This window comes from Adlercreutzia shanghongiae, assembly GCF_035830635.1.
Lineage (GTDB): Bacteria > Actinomycetota > Coriobacteriia > Coriobacteriales > Eggerthellaceae > Adlercreutzia > Adlercreutzia shanghongiae.
The window spans coordinates 19,840-41,324 of record NZ_JAYMFI010000005.1 but is presented as its reverse complement, the minus strand read 5'-3'; the positions used below and the strand labels follow the sequence as shown (position 1 = coordinate 41,324).

The window sequence follows — 21,485 nt, the reverse complement described above, 5'->3', positions numbered from 1 at the left end:
ATGGGCAAACCGCCGCCCTCGCCGTTCAGCTGGATGTAGGTCTTGGTGTCCTCGTCGTAGATGTAGAAGGTCTCGCCGTAGGTGTCGATGGGCGGCTCAGGGGCAGGCTGCACCGGCGGCACGTACTTGGTGCCCACCGACGGCTGCATGACCTCTGCGGCGCCCTCGTAGTTGGGCAGGTAGGTGATGGTGGCCTTGGTGTCGTCGGCCTTCATCCACTGGGCATAGAGGTTCACGGTGCGCGGGGCGAGCACGCCGGCAGACGAGCTCTCCTCCTTGAAGGAGGTCACGCCGCGCTCGGCGTACCAGTCGCCCTTGCCGTCGGCCTTGGTGTTCCAGCCGAGGAACACATACCCCTCGCGCGCAAAGCCGTTCGGGCGCACGGTCACGTCGTCCTCGCACACGCCGAAAGTGTCCTTGGTCTCGCCGGTGCCGTCGACGCAGTTCATGTTGTACTTAACCACGAGCTCCTGGCGGCCGATCTCCACGTAGTTGCCCGTGATGCTGGACTTGCGCATGAAGGTCACGCCGTCGAGCGGCTTCTCGTCGGACTCGATGGTGGTGATCTCCTCCCACGTGGAGTACTTGTAGTACTCGTGCACGTAGGCATCGGTGGCGGCGTTCTGGCCGAACACGCTCGTGAGGTAGTCGCCCTGGTACAGGTACGCGTTGGTCTCGTTCACCACGCCGGTCAGAGGCGAGATGTCGAACTTCTTCTCCAGCGACCAGTTGCACTTCGTGGAGGCCGGGACGACATTGCCGTCATCGTCGGTCGTCTCGGCGGTGGTCTTGTAGCTCTTGATGCGCAGCACCACCTGGGAGCCGTCGGCGTTCTTCTCGCGCTCGGCCCAGAACTTCGGGTTGCCCTCGTCGTCCTTCTGGTCCACCTTCGTGTACACGCGGCCGTCGGGGTAGCGGCGCTCCTCCACGTAGATGCGGTTCACGTTGTTGGTGTCGCGCAGGGTACGGGTGGTGGTCACCGAGCCGTCGGCGTTCACCACCGAGTGCGGCGAGGTGACGACCGAGCCGTCCACGTTGATGATGTCGTTGATGGCCGCGCCCAAACCGGTCGCATCGGTGCCGGGCAGGGTGGTCACCACGTGTCCGGCGTCCTTAATATCGCTCGGACGGTCCTCGGGGTTGGCCTCAACCTCGTAGAACACGTTGAGCGTCGGCACCTTGGTGCGCAGCTTCACGGCGCTGAACACGCCGGAATCGTAGTGGTTGAGCGGCGCGCCCACGTTGCGGTTCGTGAAGTTCTCCGGGCGGACGGCCAGCGTGTCGTTGTTGCCGTTGAGGCCCTTGGTAGTGGCCGAAGACAGGCCGAACTGGCGGTCGGTCAGCTGGTAGTCGCCCACCGACAGGCCCGGGCCCGGCTGCGCCGCGGCGCTGTTGCCGTACAGAAGCAGGGTGCGGTCGCGGTTGTCGGACTCGTTGGCGTAGCGCACCGAGCCGGTGGACTCGGTGTAGGTGCCGTTGAAGCCGGTGAGGAAGTTCTTCGGCTGGAAGTCCTGGGTCTTCTCGCCGCTGTAGATGTACTTCACCGGGATGCGGCCGGCATAGCGGATGACGCCGTAGTCGGAGTACGGGTTCTGGGAGGCGTCGAGGCGCTTGTCCTCAGAGTAGCCCGGGAAGTAGGCGTACCAGTTCGAATTGTTGTTGTTCGCCCGGCGCTGAGCGAGGTTCAGCTCGGCCATGGAGGCCACCGTGAACGGCGAGCGGGTACCCGCGCCCTCCACGGTGAAGCTCTCGTCGGTGAGGTACTTGAAGCCGTCCACCTTGGAGGTGACGAAGGCGCGGATGTTGTCGTAGCTCTTGGCCGTGGCCGGCTCGTCGGGCTCGCGCTTGGGCTCGTCGTAGGTGACCACGTTCATCTTGAAGATGTCCAGGCCGCCGTTCTCAATTTGAGTGATGAGGTCGCGGGCGTCGTTGTAGCCGTCGGCGATGGGCTCGAAGCGCACCACGTAGCGCATCTCGTGGGCGGCCACGCCGTTCTCGGGCGTGGTGGTCACCATCTCGTAGGTGGAGGTGACGCGGAAGTTCGCCTTCTTCCACTCGTTGGTCTGGTTGGCATCCACCGAGTTCAGCACGCGGTAGCCGGTGGTGTCGTAGATCGGCTCGGGAACATCCATGGCCGCCTCGCCGTCGGCGAGGTTCTTGTTGTGCTCCTCGGCCGCGGCGATCTCGGCGGCGTTCGTGGGCACGAGCTCGGTGGCGTTGCCCACGGCATCCATGTTGTCGGCATTGGCGCCCACGGTGTAGGAGATGTCCCAATCCTCGGGATCGATCACCGACACCGGATAGGCGGTCTGCCCCTCCTCCAGCTTGCCGGTGGGATAGGGCTGGCCGGTGGTCTTGTTGTAGGGGGCCACGCCGTAGGGCAGCACCACGGTGACCACGGGCAGCGGCAGCGAGCCCTTCTGGCCGCCGTCGGTGGCGTAGTTGTTCTTGTACTGGCTCGACCACTGGCCGTTGCCGTTCTTCCAGGTGCCGTAGGAGTTGGCATACCAGCTGTAGGGCTGCTCGGCCAGCCAGTCGCGGTTCTCCACGTGAACGTTGATCTGGCGCACGTCGGCCTCGGTGTCAACGTAATAGGTCTCGTTGTTCAAGCGCTCCGGGTGGCTTGTGTCGCCCGCCTCGGAGCGGTACTCGGTGACGGTGTTCCACACGCGCACCACCGGCTTGCGCTGGATGGCGTAAGAGCCGGTCTGGGCGTAGATGGTCTTGCCGTTCTTCAAGGCGTCGTTCCAGATGACCTGGCCGTTTTTGCCATCGGTGCCGTTGTCGGCCACCTTCAGGCCCATGGGAGCCAGCTCGGCCAGCTCGAGGTTGGCGCCGGCAAGCTCCGGCTCGGTCATGACCGTGTTGTTCTGGATGGTGTAGCCGTTCACGGCCGGCATGTTGTAGGAGCCGTAGAACTGGCCGTAGAGCGGCGCGTGGGCGCCCACGTGGCTTGAGCTGATGAGCGTCCAGGTGTAGTCCATGCCGTAGGGCTGCACGTTCTGGCGACGTCCCAGGTTCGCGGCGTTGCCCTCGAAGTGGTCAACGTCGTAGATCTGGTAGTAGGCGCTGGAGTTGAACGGCTCGCGGTCGTCCAGGCCCGATCCGGTGTTGCCGGTGTCGCCGTTGCCGTCGCCGCGCACGTTCATGCTCTCCTCGGTGTACTCGTAGCGCAGCTCGCCGTTGTAGTCGACGACGGTGACCATGATGTAGGACTCGTCGGTATAGACGTAGGCATAGCCGGCCACGCCCTCGGTCTCGTCAATCTCGGGGGTCTCGGGCGTTTCCGGGGTCTCGGGCGTCTCGGGGTCGGTGTCGGTGCCGGGCGTCTCGGTCTCGTCCTGGGCTGCCGGCTCGTTGGCAGAAGCGGCGACATCGGGCGTCCAGGGCGTGACGATGGTGCCGGGCATGTAGCCCTCGGTCGGCGGGGTGACCACATCGCGGTAGTTGAGCCCCACGAAGCCGGACACCTTCTCGGTGGGCACGGGGTAGAAGCCGTCGCACATGTAGTAGCCGAAGCCGGTGGAGTACTCCTCGGTGCGCTCGCTTGTCATCGTGCCGCGCTTGTCGTAGGCGCGGATGGTGCGGGAGCCGTTGTCGTTGATGGTGGTCGTCTCCCAGCCGCCGGAGGGCAGATCCACGCGGGATACGCGGGGCAGCGCCTCGGGCTTGCCGTCCTCGCCCAGCGCACCGGTCATGGAGACCGGCTCGCCCTTGAGCGACGAGTCGAACTTGTAGAAGGTGGTGCCGTCGGCGTAGTAGCCGCCCTCGGGCATGACCGGACGGGTCGGCGTGGTGTCGTCGGGACGGCCGCCGCTGATCAGGCCGGCGCCAGTGGTGGCGGAATCGACGCCGCCGGTCATGGCGGTGTTGTCCCACGGCGCGGTGAGCACGCGGTCGTACCACTTCTCGGACTCGTTGTTGCCGAAGATGTGGCTGCGGATGTTCACGCGCAGCTTGTAGCCGCCGTCGGTGTAGCACTCGGTGAGCAGCGAGGGATCGGGGTCGGCGGCGTCGCTGGCGTAGTTGTCCACGTTGCGGCCGAACCACTTGCCGAGCGGCTGCTTCACGGTGATCTTCAGCACCCAGGGCTGAGAGCTCTGGGTGTACAGAGCGCCCTTCATGCGCTCGGGCTCCACCTTGATGCCGTAGGTGGCATCGGCCTCGTCCGTGCCGGCGCCGCCGGCCGTGTTGGTGTAAGTGGAACGCAGCAGGTTCACGGACAGGTCGTCCGAGGCGGTGCCGTTCAGGCGGCTGTTGGTGCGGTAGCGGGCCGTGTCCTGGGACTCGCTGGGCGCGTCGTAGCCGTGGTAGGCGCCATAGGGCGTCTGCAGCACCTGGATATCTACCAGCGAGGCATCGATGTCCGCGTAGGTCTCGTTCACGAACGGGGCGCGGTCGTTGGTGCCGATACCGGTGGTGGCAGCGCCCACCGACTTCAGCAGCTCGGCCGAAACCGAGATGGTGCCGTTCTCGTCCACCACGGGCTCCGCGCCGCGGGGCATGATGTAGGTGAAGCTCACGCCGTCCAGGTTGCGGTCGCCGTAGTTGTAGGCGGTAAGCTGGCTGTTGTAGGTCTGGCCGAACTCGAGGGCGTCCTCGTACTGGCCGTACTCGATCTCGCGGTCGTTGTACTGGTTCTGGGCAAGGGCGCTTGTGGCCATATCCGCCTTCAGGCGGCTGAGGTAGTTCACGTCCTCGTTGTTGGTGTAGTGGCGCGCGGCCTGGTAGTCGTCGCTGGCGTTCGCCGCACCGGTGCGGCTATCGAAGTCGGACACCATCTCGGAGGAGGTGGCCAGCCACGCCTTCTGCATGTGCACGCGGGTCTGGGACCACACGAGCGGCGTCTTGCTCACGGCGGCGGCGTCGGTGGCCGCGGTGTTCACCACCGTGTCCTGGGTGGCGCTGGCGCGACCCTGCTTGGCCGCGGTGGTAGACAGCGCGTCGGCGATACGGCTCGCGGTGACATAGCGGAAGTAGTCGCGCACCAGGGCCATTTCGCCTACGCCCTTGGTGTTGATCTTGTCCTTGGTAAGGAACGTGAAGCTGCGCGGCAGGGCGGCCATGGCCGTGCCCACATTGCCCGTGGTGGGCGTGGAGGACAGGTAGTAGCTCACCTTCTGCATGTTGTTGGCCGTGGCCACGTCGGCGTCCATGAACTTGTTGTTGCGGCCCGAGGAGCCGTAGTCGTTGGCGTTGGTGTAGCCGGTGGTGCCAATGACCGACTCGCCGATGGCACCGCCAGCCAGCGAGCTTGCCACCGTGTTGTTCGACGTGCCGGGAATGAACGTGTAGGCCCGCGAGAACATCTCGTAGGTATCCACGTGCTTGGGCTTGTCGGAGGTGAAGGCCGACTCGTGCAGCAGGGAATCCATGTCCATGAGCACGTTCTGGTTCATGATCTTCTGGGTGCCCGTCACCGAGCCGGACAGCGTGAAATCGGAAACGCCGGGACCCGGGTTCACGAAGAAGCTGCCGGCCGGGCAGCCGGGATGCCCGCAGTGCAAATGGTAGCTGGAGTAGTAGAACTCGCCCATGCGCGGGAAGAAGGCCGGCTCGGCGCCCAGGGTGTTGGAAGAGCCGTCGGCGTTCTTCGGCGTGGTGTTCGAGGTCTCCAGGTTCTTGTACACCTGGGGCAGGTTCTCCTCAGCCGCGCGCACCGGAATGGCGATAGAGAGCACGTCGCCTACCTCCATGCAGGTGGAGGTGTAGTCGGGACGGTCGGTCGGACGCAGGGCGGTGTGCTCCTCGGACAGCTTCGAGCCGGTGGTCATCTCGTTTTCGTTTACGTAACGGCTCTCGCTCGGATCTTTGACGATGCCCTTGTCAGCGTTCACCGCATCGGAGGGCACCTTATAATCCTCATCAACAACCCATTCGATTTTGAACAGGCCGAAGCGGGTGTCATTGGAAGTGCCCGCCTCACGCGGGTCAATATCGTTGAAGGCCTTACCCGAGGTATAGGTGTTAGAGCCGCCGTAGAGGCAGTCGCTCGTGCCGGCGGTGCGCTGGATGCAGATGCCGGTGTACTGCGAGCTGTAGTTCATCGATCCGCCGTAGTCGGCCGCGTTTGTGGCCTCCTCGCTCACGAGGGTGACCTTCGGCTTCAGGCCGCGCAGGCGCTCGGCGGTCACATCGTTGCCGAAGCGGTCGAGCCACACGACGTTCTCGGCCACGACGCGCTCCAGATAAGCGGTGTCGATATCCGTGCCGGGCTTGCTTACCGTGTTCTTGTCCTCGCTGTAGGAGGCCGCGGCGGCCTGCTTCAGGTAATCCAGCGGCAGACGCTCGTAGAACACCACGTTGTACATCTCGCCCTCGCCGGCGGAGTTCTCGCGGGTGCCCTTGATTTGGTTATCGCGGCCGCGCTCCTTTTCGTTCACCTCGTCCTTCTGGGCGTCGATGTTCAGGTTGCGCACCCAGGCAGTGTCGCTGCCGCGGTGCACCGAGCCGTCCTTGGAATAGCGGAACTCGAGGCGATAGGTGCCCTCGGGCAGGCTGATGGCATGGCTCTGCCAGCCCGTCTCGCCGGACCAGCCGCCCCCGCTCGTGTAGCTCACCCAACGGTCGTTGTCCTCGTCGTAGCGGCTGACGTAGTAGTACAGGCGGTCGTAGTTGCCCTCGGAGGACACGCGGTACTCCCACTTGATGGTCGTTGTGCTACCCAAGGCGAAGTTCATCGTCATCGAGGACGACGAGCCGTGGCTGTGGTTGGTGGAGTTGAAGGTGCCGTCCTGCTCGCTCCAGCTGGAGGTGCCAGTGGACATGTCCGTCGCATTGACGGCCAGGTTGGCGTTGACCACGGTGTCCTTGTACCAGAAGGTCTCCCCCGCCACGTAACCGGTCTTCTGCGCGGCGTTCTCGTCGTAGTCCGCCGGGTTCTCGCGGGTGCCGAGAGCCTGCTCGCGGGTCTGGAACACCTGGTTGTGGAACTGGGCGTTGGGGCTGCGGCGGTACACGGTGATGTCCGCCGTGGTGTTGTAGGCGTTCTGCTTCACGCGCCACTCGCCGTGGTGCACGGCCCCGGCGTTATCGGTCGGGTCCTCGCCGGCCGCGTACAGGGCCAGCGTGGCTAAGGCCAGCTCGCCGGGCACGCCGGCCACCGCGGTGACGTCCTTGGAGATGGTCATGCCCTCACGATGGGCCTCCACCATGGCGCGGATGAAGTCGGCCGTGGTGGCGTAGTCGCCCCGCTTGGCCGCATCGGTGACCGCACGGGTGGCCGCGCCGCGGAAGTCGAGGGTAGTGGCCTCGTTGTGGTAGTGGCTGTAGGCCACGTCCATATACACCTTCTCCGTGTAGGAGTTGGCGATGTCGCTCCACGGGTTGGTCAAACCGCGGGTGTCCACGAAGCGGCCCACGCCGTTGAGCACGACGTTGTCCAGCTTGAAGGCGCTCACGCCATCGGAAGTGGCGGGCACGTCGTAGTAGGTCCAGCGCATGGCCAGAGCCTCGCGGTACAGATTGATGTTGTACACGCTGTCGGTGCCCTCAACCTGGTGGCTGCGGCCTTCCATGTAGCGGGTCAGCTCATCGGCGTCCTGGTCCTCTTCGAACCAGGCGCCCTTCACCGCACCCTCGCCATCGCGCACCAAACGCTCGTTGGAGGCGCCCAGAATGCCCTCGGCCTTGGCCGCATCGTCGCTGGCCGTGATGGGCACGTAGTACTCGATGCGCACGTTCTCGCGGCCCGGGGCCTTGATGGCGTTGTTCTTCGTCACCGGAATAACGCCCGCACCGTTCAGGCCGCTTGTGGTGTTGGCGGGAAGCACGCTGCCGTTACCGGTCGGATCGCTAGCAACGCGGCCGTCCACATCGGTCACACCCTTATCGAAGTGGTAGTCGATGTTGTGGCCGTACACCTCGAAGATGCGGTCGCCGGTGGGAATCTGCAGGGTGGTATTGAAGCCCTTGGTGAAGCGCACGGTCACCGTGACGTCGTTGGTGTGGAACGTCGGGTTGGTGAGGTTGGCGATGGTGAGCTTCAACGGGTTGCCGTCCTGGTTGGCGATGCCGCCGCGGGTGCCGGAGTGCTCGGTCCAGGCCGAGGTGATGGTCGGCTGGGTGTAGTGGTTCACGGCTGTAGAGCCGTAGACGAGCGGGTTGCGCACGTTGGTGGTCGCATCGTAGCTCTCGCCGGGCAGGCTCTTAAGCTGGTCCTTGGCGTCGCGGGTGTTGTGGGTAGACGCAATGAGTCCATCGCCTGGATCGGCCGGATAGGCCGCCGTGTACAGCGGCGTGGTGCGACGCAGCACCGCGTGGCTGTCGGAGTCGTGACGGTAGAAGCGCACCGACGAGGACACCTCGGCGCCGTAGAGGCGGCGGTTGGTGAGGTTCGCGGTCAGGCCCGTCTTGTGGTAGTAGTTGATGCCGTAGAGGCCCTCGTCGTAGAGGGTCTTGTAGTGGTCGCCCGTGCGCTGGTCCTCCACACGGTACTGGGTGTAGCCGTGGATGGGAGCCGAGGTGGCCTTCAGCGTGGCCGTGGCCGTCTGGGCCTTGGCCTTCGGCGAGTCGTCATCGCCGGTGAACGCCTCGTTGTCGGTCTCGTTGTAGTCGGCGTCCTCCCACTCGTCGGTCATCTGGGTGATGACGCGCAGGTACACGCCCTCGCCGGCGGCCATCTCCTGGGTCTTGGAGCCCACGGAGAACACGATGACGCGGTTGGCCTCGTTGAACTCGCCATTGGCACCGTCCGGCGCCACGGTCACCTTCTTGGTGGCTCCCTCCTCGGTGCTCTCGGTATCGGGACGGGTGGCGTTGTGGGCCACCTTGGTCACGTCGGTGGAGGCGGGCACCGAATCCATGGTGATGTTCTCGTTGCCGTCCATCATAAGGGCGGTCACCGTGGCCACATCGGTGCGGATGATGTTGCCCTCATCGTCGGTCACGCCGTGGCGCTTGCCCGTCACCTTGTCGCCCAAAATGCCCGATTCCTCGGGGATGGCGTTGCCGCTGGCGTCATGCCAGTCGTTGGCAGCGCCCACGGTGTTCAGGGCCTCGGTGCCCTCGCGCACTACTTCCCAACCGACGATGCGCTGGCCCTTGGCCACGGTAAAGCGGGCATCCACATGCTGCAGCGGCAGACGGGAGGCGTCATTCGCGCCCACATAGAGCGTGTACTCCACGTAGTCGCCGGCGTACAGGGCGCCGTCGGGAATGTCGTTGGCGGTGTTGGTGGGCTCGAAGCTGAACACGTTGGTCATGGAACGGTCGTCGGCATCGTAGGCAAAGACCGTGTCCTTGGAAAGCGGGTTTTTGCGGCTGGCGGTCTCTTCCTCGCCGGTATCCGGGTTGGTCACCGTGTAGTTCTCGTTGTAAGAGCCATGGTTGATGGCCGGCGCGATCTTGCGGCCGCGCACGTAGTTGATGTCCATGGTGCCGATGGTGTGGTCCACCTTGTACTTGGCCCACTTGTCCACATAGCGGTCCACGTTGTTCGCCATGTTGTTGGTGGTGTTGTCGTTGGTCTCGGCGTTGGGGTCCTTGAACTTCAGGAAGGTCACCGTCAGCTCGTGGCGCGACTCGGTGCCCTTGAACAGGTTGGCCTGCTTGCCGAAGGCCGGCGTGGAGCTGTAGTTCCAGTTGCCGGGGTTGCCGAACGACGAGGCGTCGCCGGGCACGAGGGTACCCGTCTGGCCCAGCGGGCGGCGCACGAGGTTCGTGGCAGCCGTGGCCGTGGTGAAGTCCTCAATGGGGCGATCCACGTACACGCCGTCGTAGCGGAAGGCGTAGTTGGAAAGCGTGTCGAAGTGGGTGTCGGTGGCAAACGTGCCGCCGAGCGCCGTGCCGTCGGCGTTGAAGGACTCGCTGCGACGGGTGAGGGACTGGTCGGAGTCGAGCAGCGTGGTGGACACGCGGCGGTTGCCGTTCAGCGACTTGAAGGCGATCTCCACGGAGGTGAACAGGGCGCAGGCGTACTGCTTCTCCTCCTCGTTGATGTTGGCCGTGCCGGACACGAAGTTCGTGTTGGTAGACTCGGAGGTCTTGTAGGTGGAAAGGGACAGAGGCTCGCCCTTGGTGTTCACCACGGCAGCGGCGCCCACAGCGCCCTCGCCGGCCAGGTTCTTGTAGCCGAGCAGGGTGTCGGTGGGGTTGCCGTCCGCATCGGTGGCGTACACCGGCTCGGAGCAGACGCGCAGCAGGCGCTCCACATCGATCATGTAGTCGCCGTCGGCGTCGGGGATGAGGTTGTCCTTATCGGCGCCCGCACCGCCCACGGTCTCCAGCAGCTTGAAGTAGCCGCGCTCGTCGGTGGGCACGCCCCCGGCCGCCGCGTCGGCGGTGATGGTGGCCTTGTTGTAGTTCCAGGTGTAGGTCTTCTGGTAGTTCGGGTATCCCGTGCCGCTCAGGTTGTGGCCCGTGGCGCCGTAATCGCTGCTCTTCACGCCAGCGTCGTCCATGCGGGTGTCGGTGGTGGTAACGCCCGCGCCGGCCACCTTCCACGGACCGCTCACGCAGCCGGCCGCCTGCAGCTCATCCCAGGTGAGCTCGACGGTCTGCTCGGCCTTGTTGGCGTCCAGGTAGGTGAAGGTGAACTTCGTGGCGTTGAACCAGCGGCCGTCGCAGGTGGTGCAGGTGCAGCTGGCGTCCCCGGGGCACTCGCCGGTCGCGCCATCCTGGTGCGCCACGCACGTGGTGCACGTGGCGGTGCACTTGTTGCTGCCCACCAGATACGCCGGCACGTACAGGTTCTGCAGGCGGTAGGCCTTGCCCGTGCCCTTCAGGAAGTCGGTGCCCAGGTTCTGGTCGATGGTAGACTTCAGCGTCACCTCGCTGATGTGGGCGGCGCGCATGTAGTCGCTGTCACTCTTGCCCTGGTCCTTGCGGTTGCGGAAGCGCACCTCGAAGGTGCCCTTGGTGGGCGTGAGGTTGTCCTCGCGCTCGTAGTCGTAAATGGCGCGGGTGTCGGTGTAGAACTTCAGGTTCTCAAGGCTGCTCAGGTAGGCGTTGGCGTTGCCGTCCCAATGGGTCAGGCTCGTCGTGCGGGTGTTGATGCCGTTGTTGAACTCGTCCTTGCCGATGGTCACCTTGCGCTTGTTCTCGTGGGTGTAGGCGTCGTTGTCGTCGGTATAAACATTATGTTCACCGTAGCTCGCGCCGTTGGCCTCGGTCTGGATGCCCGTGGAGTAGCCGGCGCGGATGCGATAGCCCGCCAGCCAGGCGAAGTCCGTGGCCACCTCGGTGTCGTACCAGCGGTTGTAGGAGTTGCTGTCGCGCCACTGCTGCCACCACTTGATGGCCCCGTTGGTGTAGTAGTTGCAGTTGTTGGCGCCGTAGTACTGCTTCGCGCCGGTCTGCACGTACTTCGCCGGCTCATAGTAGTGGTTGTAGGTGACGTCCACGCGATGCACGGCGTTGGCGATGTAGTCGCTGTACCACTTCTCGCGGTCGGTGAGGTTCGCGAGCTCTGAGTTCACGAAGGTCTCGCCGGCCTTGGAATTGGCCGCATACAGCTTGTTGTTCTGGTTCTTGTAAATGTAGGGACGACCCAAAATGGCGTAGTCCGACACGTTCGAGGGGCTGCCGGCGTCGCCGTCGTAGGCGCGGGCGGTCTCGGTGGTGGCATCGGCATCGCCGCCGTAGGGGCCCAGATCGATGGAATAGCTCGTCACCAGCTCGCCGTCGGGGAAGTTGAAGGTGAGCGGCTGGTTGTCCGCCGTAGTGCCCGACTGCACCACGGTCGTGCCCGTGGCCTTATCGTAGGCATAGCGGTACACCGGCGCGGCGTTCCAGTTGCCCGGCTGCATGAAGTCGGCGTCGTAGGTGTAGGGCGCGTTGTGGTCGCTGGCGCGGTTGAAGTAGATGATGGCGTCGCCGTGGTTGTCGAGACCCTGGGTGAACAGCTCGTCCAAGCCCCAGCTCTCATCCAGCGAGCAATCCTCCAAATCGAAGTTGACCGGGGTCTCGTAGACGTAGTAGTCGTCCATGTCGGCCGGCTTCGGGTTCTTCACCAACGCGTAGGTGCTCTCGCCCGTCAAGGTGTAGTAATCCAAGGCCAGATCAAGCTTGTCCTGGGTGTAGGGCACCGGCTCGGCATGCTTGAGGTAGGTGGCCTCCTTGCGGATGATGAAGGTGCGGTTGCCCGTCTTCTTGTAGCCGTTCTTCGTGGCGTTGTCGCGGTCGCGCACGTAGGTGGGATCTTTCTCCCACTGGGTGGTGTTGATGGTGATGGCCACATCATCGAAGTTGCGCACGCGCTCGCGGGCCGCGTAGTTCACCTTCGGGTTCAGGTGTCCCCACACATCCGTAGCGGTCTTGAGCATCTTGCCGTGGGCGCCGGTGATGGTCTCGGTGCCCTCGCCGCCGTCGGCGGCCTCCACGTCCACCGGGCCGGTCTCGTTCAGACCCAGGGTGCGGATGAAGCGCAGGCCCGTGGTCACGAAGCCGTAGTACTCGATGTCCTGGTCGGGATACACCGTGGGCAAGTCGTCGGTGATGCGGATGTTGTCGGCCGAGGACAGGTAGTTGCCCCACGGACGGTAGTCGTGGTTGCCGTAATTCGTGTTGTTCGAACCGGGCGCCCAGCGGTACAGCGACACGAAGAAGTGGTCGTCGCCGGCGAAGCTGCGAACCTCCGAGCCGTTATCGGTGTTGTTGTTCCACGAGCCCATGACGTTCGAGCCCACCGAGCCGGTGTTCTGGTTGATGGAGGTGCGCACGAAGTTGCGGCTGTCGTACACCGTGAAGCGGTTCGAGGTGCGCAGATGGCGCATCTTGCCCTCGTCGAAGGTGAAGAAGTGGTTGTGGTGGTATCGACCCCAGCAGCAGCCGCCGGTGCGGTGGTAGTTGCGGTAGGACCACGAACCGCGACCGTTCGGGTCGTTGGCGCCGGTAAGAGACGCGGCCTCGGCGCTCGACCACGAGCCGGTGGTAACGGCCTGGGCGCGCTGGCTCGGAGAGTCGTAGCGCTGGGCGGCCTTGTGCACGTAGGTGTCGCCGGAGTAATCGCCGCCGATGGTCATGTTGACCTCGGAGGTGGACTCCACCGTGGTGTTCGAGCGCACGAAGCGGCCGGTCACCTCGAAGGACATCTGGTTAAGCCAGGCCTTCGGGTCGGTCTGGTAGTTGCCGAACCAGGTGCCGTAGTCGGGATCGATGGGCCTGCCATCTTCGCCCACGGAGCCCTGGTTGATGGTCACGTCGTAGATGATCTTGTCCACCTTGAACAGCGGCATGTCGGCGTCGCTGTACTCGTCGAAGGTGTCGCGATAGGCATCGTCGGAGTTCTTGCCGAAGGACTTGTTGTGGGTGATGGTGCCGGTGGTTTCGTCCACCTCGTAGTTCATGAGGTTGATGCGGAAGTAGTAGTTGCCCTCGGAATCAACCTGCACCGACGTGGGCGTGGGGGTCTTGGCCGTCGTGGTCTGGTTGCCATCGGCATCCAGCTCGAGCTTCGAGATGTCCTCGAAGTACTGGCGGCGGATCTCCGCGCCGGTGAACGTGAGGTCGTTGCCCTTGGAGAAGTCCACGGTCACCTTGTCCAGATACGGCAGGGCCTGCAGCTTGATCTTCAGGTAGTAGGCATCGAAGCCGTTGCCGTTGATGGACTGGACGATCTGCAGGTGGGCGCCGGTGTTGTAGGTCTTGCCGCCCACGGTGTCGTAGTGCTGGTTGCCGTTCTGGTACTCGTAGCGGTAGCAGCTGTAATAGCTGTGGTAGCCGCCGATGGCCCAGATGGAGCTGGCGGAGTTCGCATGCTGGTTCGAGGCGGTGATCCAGCTGGAGGGCGTACCGTAAATGTGGCGGAACACCTTCGACCAGTAGCAGCCGCTGTGAGACGGGCACTGCTTGTACCAGATATTCGAGTAACCCTGCTCCATGTAGCTGGTGGACTCCGGCTTAATGTCGGCAGTCACCTGGTTCAGGGCGCTCGGGGTGGTCGTCACCTGGCGGAAGTCCACCAAGAACGAGCCCTGGCCCTTGTAGCCGATGGAGATGTCGCCGGTGCCCTCGTCGGCCGAGGAGCCCCAGCAGCCGGAGTGGCCCGGATGATGGCCCGTATTGCCGCCGGACACATTCGAACCGGTGGTGTAGTTGGTGAAGCGCTGGCTGGAGGCCGTGCCCTTGAGCACCTCGGTCCAATCGAAGTAGTCGGGCTCGGTGCTCGTCGTGCCGCCGGTCAGAGGCGGGGTGGTGATAGAGCCGGAGGGCTCCTCGGGGCTCGGGCCCGCAGAGATGTAGAGCACCACGCACGTCTTGTCGATCACCGGCTCAGAGGGCTCCTCGCCCTCGGCCGGCTCGGGCACGGTGACCTTGTATTCCACGCAGAGCACCTTGCCCATGGGCACGGCCGGCACCTTGATGGTGGTGCCGTCAGCCTCGTAGACCGGGTCGCTCGCCTCATAGAGGTAGTCCTCGTCCACGGTGAGCCCCTCGGCCTCGATGGCCTTGATGGCGTCCTCGATCTCCATGCCGCGCAGGCTTGCGAACAGCTCGTTCAGCAGGGTGTCGCGCGTTTTGCCGGAGCACACGGTGATTTTCAGCTCGCCGTCGCCGTAGGCGGTGAACTCGCCCACGCGCTCGACGGAGATGACGCTGCCCACGGCGATGTCGTCGTTCTCGGCGTACACCACGCCGGTGCCCGTAGGCTCGGTGGTCGAGGTGTCGTCGCCGCCCTCCTCGCCGTCGCCGCCTTCCTCGCCGGAATCGCCCGAGCCGCCCTCGGTGTAGTCGATGGTGTAGCCCTCGGCGCGCAGCGCCTCAAGCACGGCCGCCAGGGTCTTGGACTGCTGCTCGGTGAACAGCTCGGCCTCGCGGGTCTTCTCGGTCTTGCCGGAGCACACGGTCAGCTGCAGGCACGGGTAGCGCACCTCAACGTCGGTGTCCTGGAAGACTTGGTTGCCCTCGTCGTCATAGGTGGGGTCGTTGTTCTCGTCGAGCACCGGGGTCCGGATGGTCTCGTGCTCCACCACATCGGCCACGCGCTCGATATTCATGACGGTATCCGTAAGGAAGGCGTCATCGGCCTGGTAGATGGGGTCGGCGAAGCGGAAGGCCTTGCCCGTGGTCTCGTCGGTCAGCTTGCCGAGAGCCTCCATTACATCATTATATGGTTGAGAGATGTAATCTTCGAATTCGCCCTTCTTGCCCTTGGAGACGGTCACGACGACGTACTTGACGCCCTCGATGGGCTGCTCGGGCTCGTAGGTCTCCACCTTGATGACCGTGCCGGCGGCATAGTCGTCGGAGAACTCCTGGGTGGTCTCCCACACGGTGTAGCCGAGGTTGCCCAGCTGCCAACGGACAGTCTGCTTGAGCTCCTCGGAGGCGTTCTCCGCGTCGGCATCGTAATCCGGCTCCGGATCGCCCTCGGCCACCTCAAGCTCCCAGGGAGAACCGGTCATGGCCGCGAGGGCCTCCGAGGGGTCCACCGTCTGGGTGGGACCGGAGGACACGACGACGCGCACGCGCGGGCCATGGCCGCCCTCGCCGTTCTCGTCGGCGCTCTCGGCCTCCTGGATCTGCGTGACGCTTATGACGCAGCCCTTGGGCACGGCCGGCGTGATGATGGTGGTGCCGTCCTCGGCGTAAACCGGGTCGCTCGTCTCGTAGACGACCTCCCCTGCCACCAGCGTGCTCAGATCGGGCTTGCCGTTCTCGTCGAACTCGCAGTTGTAGATCTCGTAGTCGGCGCTCTCCAGCATCCAGCGAGCCGTATCGCGCAGCGGGCTGTCGGCATCCACGTCGGGGTTGGCGTAATCGCCCTCGTCGCCGGTGTAGTCCTCCACGATCCAGGGCTTGCGGATAACCTTCTCCAGCAGGCTCTTCTCCACCACCGAGTCGCTCTTGTCCGTGACATCCTCACCGGAGTTCACGTCGGCGTAGGCCGCACGGCTCACGGCGTCGTAGTACATCTTCGACACGAAGATGAGCGAGCGGTCGAAGCGCTGGACGATGTAGTTGTCGGCAGCGGTGTTGGAGGAACCGTACACCGTATTGGTGTGCAGGGTGCCGGAGTACAACGGCAGATCGAGCGGCAGCTCGCGCAGGCAGTCCATATGGTTCTGCGTCGTCACAGAAATAGTGCGCTGGGTCTCGAAGTTGGAGTCGGTATAGCCGGTGATGAAGACGTTCTGGTTCGCATAGTCAACAGCATCCTCGGCCATGTCCTTCCAGCTGAACAGCTGCAGCTGGGTGGGAATCTCGATGCCGAGCTTGTTGCAGACCTCGTCCTCGGTCAGCGTGAAGTTGCCGTCGCTATCCAGCGGGAAGAGCATACGCGTCTCCGGGTAGGCGCCGCCGGCCTTCTCGATGCTGTTGGCGGCAGCCTCACGGAAGCCGTCCTTGTCGTCAGCGAAGCCCGTGGTGTACTCCAGCTCCCAGCCGGCCAGCTTGTCGCCGTCGTAGTAGGGCTTGAGCACGGCCTTCTTTACTTCCGTCGGCTTCTTCGGCAAACCGCTCAGTTCACGCTCAGAGAGCTGTTCTGTGGAGTAACCCCAGATGCGGATTTTACCCACCTTGGCATCAGGGAAGCACTTGATGTAGGAGCTCATGATGGTGGCCTGTATCATATGGAAGCCAGTGAAAGCACTGGTTTGACCAGAGACCACGCCTTCAACAGGATTGTCAACAACAGATTTCTTCTCGGTGTAGAAGGTCTCCCAATCCATGGGGAACGCGAAGGTGACGTCGGTGTCGTCCAGCTTGGAATAGGCCTGGGTGCCCGAGCGGGGCTCGTTGCGCAGCTGGGCCCAGAAGCGGAAGGTCTTGGCGTAGGGCACCGTCACCTCGGTGCGGTTGCCATCGGAACACGCGCTGTCGGAGCGGCTCGTCTCGGTGTAGTCGGCGGTCTTGCCGTAGCGGATGTAGCTGTGCACTTCCAGAGCCGGGCGCGGCACGGAAAGCGCGGCGCACTTCTGCACCGAGGCGCGGGTGTCGTGAGCGCCGGTCTGGGTGAGGTAGATGCGGGTGTGCAGCAGGTCGTTGTGGGGGTAGTACGTGCTGTTGCCGCTGCTGTAGACGTTCGAGCAGGAGGAGTCCACGTTGCCCGCGGAGTTGTACCAGTCGGCCTTGCCCTCGGCCTTCATGGTAAGCAGGCTGTTGGCGTCTTCCGTCGCGTCGGCAGCACCCATGTTCGGACGCCAGGAGGGCTCCAGGTTGCTGTAGTCCAAGTCCACCTGGTACAGATAGCAGTCGTCCAGGGTGTAGGTGAGGTCGCTGCCCGTGGTGATGGGGTACGAAGCCGTGGTGTCCATCACGATCTTGCCGGCCGTGGTGAGCGAGCGCACCGTCTTGCCCCCGACCACGAAATCGTCGTGGAAGTTGATGGTGTAGGTGTCGTCGGCGTTCTTGAGGCCGGCGAAGTCGACCGGCGTCAGGGACAGCACGAACTTCTGGCCGTTGGGCTGCAGGAAGGTGAGTCGGGCCTTGGTGAAGGTGCCCATGCGGGTAAGGGCCGTGCCGAAGTTCAGCTCGGCGGTCTTAAAGCCGCGCACCACCCCGTAGTTCTTGTAGAACGGACGGGTATCCAGATCGCCCTCTTCGTAAGCGTCGGTGGTGAGCATCTCCTTGGCCCTCATGGAGACGCTGTCGATGCGCATGGTCAGTGTGGCCGCATCGGAGCGGGCACGGGTGACGTTGCGGTAGGTGAACTCGTAGCCGTTGCCCGTGGACTTGTTGGCCACCTCGATGGCGGTGCGCTGGGAGGCAGAGCCGGCCAGCTCGCTGTTGATGGTGCTTGAGGCCTTGCCCGCCAACGTGGTGTAGTCGTTGACCGTGGACGTGGAGATGTTCTCGGCACGGGTGTAGGTGGTCACTCCGCCGGCCGGCGTCTGGGTCGGACGCGTGTCGTTCTGCTTGAACACGCTGGCCGTGGAGGTGGCGTTGTAGGGCGTCAGGTACACCGAGCAGGTCTCGGAACGACCGATGTTGCCGTAGTAGGCCGTCTTCGGGAAGTAGTAGGTCGTCGACGACATGGTGTTGTTGAAGGTGTTGGCCGTCGAGGACTCAACGCCGTGGGTCATCACCTTGCCGTAGATGCGGGCGATGAACGCCGTGCCGTCCTTGCTGTCGTTACGGTCGGTGTCGTAGACGCCCACCGTGTCGTGGTTGTCCGTCTTGTCCGTGTTGGCGCCGGAGTACACCGCCCCGTTGAAGTTCGAGATCATCATGTTGGCGGCCATGGTGTCGTAGGACAGGCGCACCGTGCCCACGGCGCCGTAGACGAACTTCTTGTTCGTGGACGGGTCGATGTTCATGTAGGGCGCAAGCGACTTCTGATCCAGCTCGATGACAAGCGTGCCGTAGGAGCCCTTCGGCGTGCTGGACAAAAGCGACTCCAGGGCGGCCTGGTCGAGCGGGATGGTGGCCATGGGCGTGGCCGTGGACACCACCACGTTGCCCACCTTGTGCTCGTCGCCGTCGTGGAAGATGGTCTGGTCGGCGCGGAAGATCTCGAGCTTGCTGATCTTGCCGCCGCGGTTGTACCACTCGGTGGGACGGTTCGCGTTCTCCCCCTCGAAATCGGCGGGCAGCAGCATCTTGCGCTTGCTGTCGCCCACGGCATAGCGGTAGTAGCCGTCGATCTGCAGCTGGGTGCCGATGAAGCCGCGCCACTCCGCCACGTTGTTCTTCGTGATCTTGCTCACGTTGCTCAGCGTAAGGTCGAGGTAGCCGTTCTCGGCCTGGGAGCGGGTCGGGTTCTCAAGGGTGTACTTGTAGAAGGCCGACTCGGTGCGCTTCTGCAGAGGCTCGTCGGCCACGATGCGCGGATCGTCGCCCCAACGGTAGGGCACGTAGCCCACGCGGCTCGCCAGGGAGCGCGGGTTGGCGATATCGGAGGCCGTGATGAGGTTGTAGCCCGCCTCGGCCACCGACACCGTGTAGTGGGTCTCGCGCGTCTTGCCACCGGACCAGTTGAAGGTGGTGCGCATGGCCGGCTCGGCGGTCAGCGGGATCATGCAGGACCAGGTGGTGATGCTGTTGGTCCTTGAGTCGTTGGTGCCCTCGAAGGTGGTGGTGTAGGCGTTGTTGTCCTTGGAAAGCTCGCCGTTCCAGGAATCGGTCTTGTACTCCGTGGAGAACTTGCCGGACAGCGTCATGTGCACCGCGCGGGAAGGCACGCCGTGGAAGTCGATGAAGGGCTCCTGGCCGCCGTAGACGCCCAGGTAGGTGGACGACAGGCGGTTGAAAGTGACCGACGAGGCGAAGGAGGGCAGGTGCATGACGGTCTTCAGCACGTAGGTGCCGGGCCAGTTGTCGCTGCTCTCGCCGTTCCAGCCCTGGGCCGCGGGAATCTGCACGACCCACTGGGTGGTCTTCACGTCCTGCAGCTTGCCGTCGGCGCCCTTCTGCTGCACGATGACGTCCACCTGCTTCACGTAGTCGGACAGCTTCACCGTGTAGGTGGGAGAAGCGGGCACCTTGGCCGGGTAGCTGCCGTTGGCGTTCTTGGTGGCAGCGGTGTTGACGGCCGTGGCGTCGTCGCGCTTCACCGTGTACAGGTCGATGGTGTAGCCCTCGAGGAGCTGCTTCATCTGCTCCTCGGTGAGGCTCGCCATCTTCGATTTGGTGGCGTCGGTCACCGCATGGCTGTTGTAGCGGCTCAAGATGTCGAGCTCCGCCACTTCCTGCTCAAGGCGCTTCACCGGATCGGGGTCGTAGGTGGGGGGCACCGCGTCCATGTCGTCGATCTTCTCGGCGAGCAGGGCCAAGAGCATGGGCTCGTTGAAGGTGATGGTCTTCAGATCGAAGCCGCGCCACTCGCCATCCACCATCTCGGAGTACATGCCCGAGGCGGTAAAGCGGCTGTGGTCCAGCGCATAGGCGGAGTTGTTGCTCAGATAGAAGCGCCAGCCGGAGTTCTCGGTGCCGAGCAGGGTCTCCACGCAGCGGTAGTCCTTCGTGTTCGAGCCGGCGCTCTGCTTGTCGTACTCCACGTAGGAGCCGGAATCGGCCGGGGCCTCCTCGCTCACGAGGGAGCGCACCTCGATGCTGGGCTTGATGGGATCGACCTGCGGCACGAGAGTGGCCGAGTCGGCACGGTCCATGCCGTTGGAAACGTGCTGGTAGGTGTAGCCGTACAGCCCGTCGCCCAGCGCCTTGCTCACCGGGGCTGTGCGGCTGTACTTATCAAGGGTGTAGCCCTGATTCGTCAGGCTGTTGCTCACGGTGTAGTTCGTGCCGTTGGACGTGTAGTGGCTGCCGTTGATAACGCCGCTGTAGGTGCCGTAGAGGTCGGTCTGGTGATCCCAGTTGCCCGCGTTCGCGGCGCCATCCAAATAGCCGTTCTCCTTGTAGTTGGTGTTGAACACCGACTGCAGCGTCACGTTCTTCTTGGAGACGTCGGCAGCACCGAGCACCTCGATGGAGGCCTTGTCGGCTTCCTTCACGCCGGCGTTGAAGTGCGCCATATCCACGCGCACCTTGGACAGGTAGGCCTTGTCCCACAGGGTGCAGGGCACAACCAAGTTGCCCGTGGCGGCGTTGCCGTTGTCGTAGAAGGCGCCGTTGGCCACGATGTTGGCCAGGTCATAGGTGTACACGACCACCGTGGCCACGCCGGTGCCGGAGGTGGTGGCCTTGGTGTGGCCGTCGAGGTAGGTGACCGTCACCGTGGTGGTGCCGTCGGCGTTCGTCGTCGTCTCCGTGGACTTCACGTTCGCATCGTCGGTCTCCCCTGCCGCCGCCGTGAGCGGAAGACCGCCGGTCAGCGAGGCTGGGTCGGCCTCCTCGTCGTCGTCTGTGGCCATATCGGTGCGCGGGGCGGCGGGCATGGCCGTGATGGTGATCTTCTTCACGGCGTTGCCGCGGGTGGTGCCCAGCTTGCTCCAGGTAGCGGCGTTGAACAGGCCTGCCGTCAGGGTGACGTACTTGGCATCGAAGCTGCGGTAGTCGTTGGCGTACTCGTAGCGCTCGTCCTTCACCTTGTTGTAAGTGGCCTTGCCGGCGTCGCCGTCGGGCACCTTATCGGCCGGCATGGCGCCGATCTCGATGTAGCTGTCGAACATCTCGTAGTCGCGGTCGTAGATGTTGGCCGCGTAGTTCCACTGATGGGTCATGTTGCTGTTGGAGCGGAACACGTTGGTGGGGTTGGCGTAGTTGGTGTAGGTGAAGCGCCAGCCGGCACCGTAGTAGTTCAGGTAGGTGCGCGTGGTGTCGGAAAGCGTCGCCGTGTCGGAGATGAGCGGCTTGGGGCTGTCGGCGAAGAAGGTCTTTCCCACCACCTTCTGGGAGGAAGCGGGCATGTGGGCGAACATCTCGCCGTAATCGTAGGTGTGGTTCAGCTCGCCATAGCCGTTGGCCGTGTAGGTGGACCAGCCGTTGTGCTCATTCTCGTTGTAGCTTGAGCTCGTGCGACCGGCCAAGTTGTCCCAGTTCGTGCCGTTGTAGGTCGGCGTGCTGCCGTTCCAGGTAACGGTGCGCTTGTTGTAGGTGGTGTGGAAGTTGGCCGGCAGGTCGATGATGTCGTAGAACCAGTCCATGTCGGAGGTCACAGCACCGCCGTCGTTGGCGTCGAAGCCGTCGTTGATGCACCAGGTGTCGCG

At 64.0% G+C, this 21,485-nt stretch carries 1 protein-coding gene (running past both ends of the window); it reads right to left on the bottom strand.

On the bottom strand, nt 1-21,485 hold part of the coding region annotated (locus VJ923_RS03795; protein ID WP_326438720.1) for an InlB B-repeat-containing protein (this coding region is incomplete at its 3' end). Its footprint runs off both ends of the window (10,019 nt to the left, 12,396 nt to the right); 21,485 of 43,900 annotated nt are visible.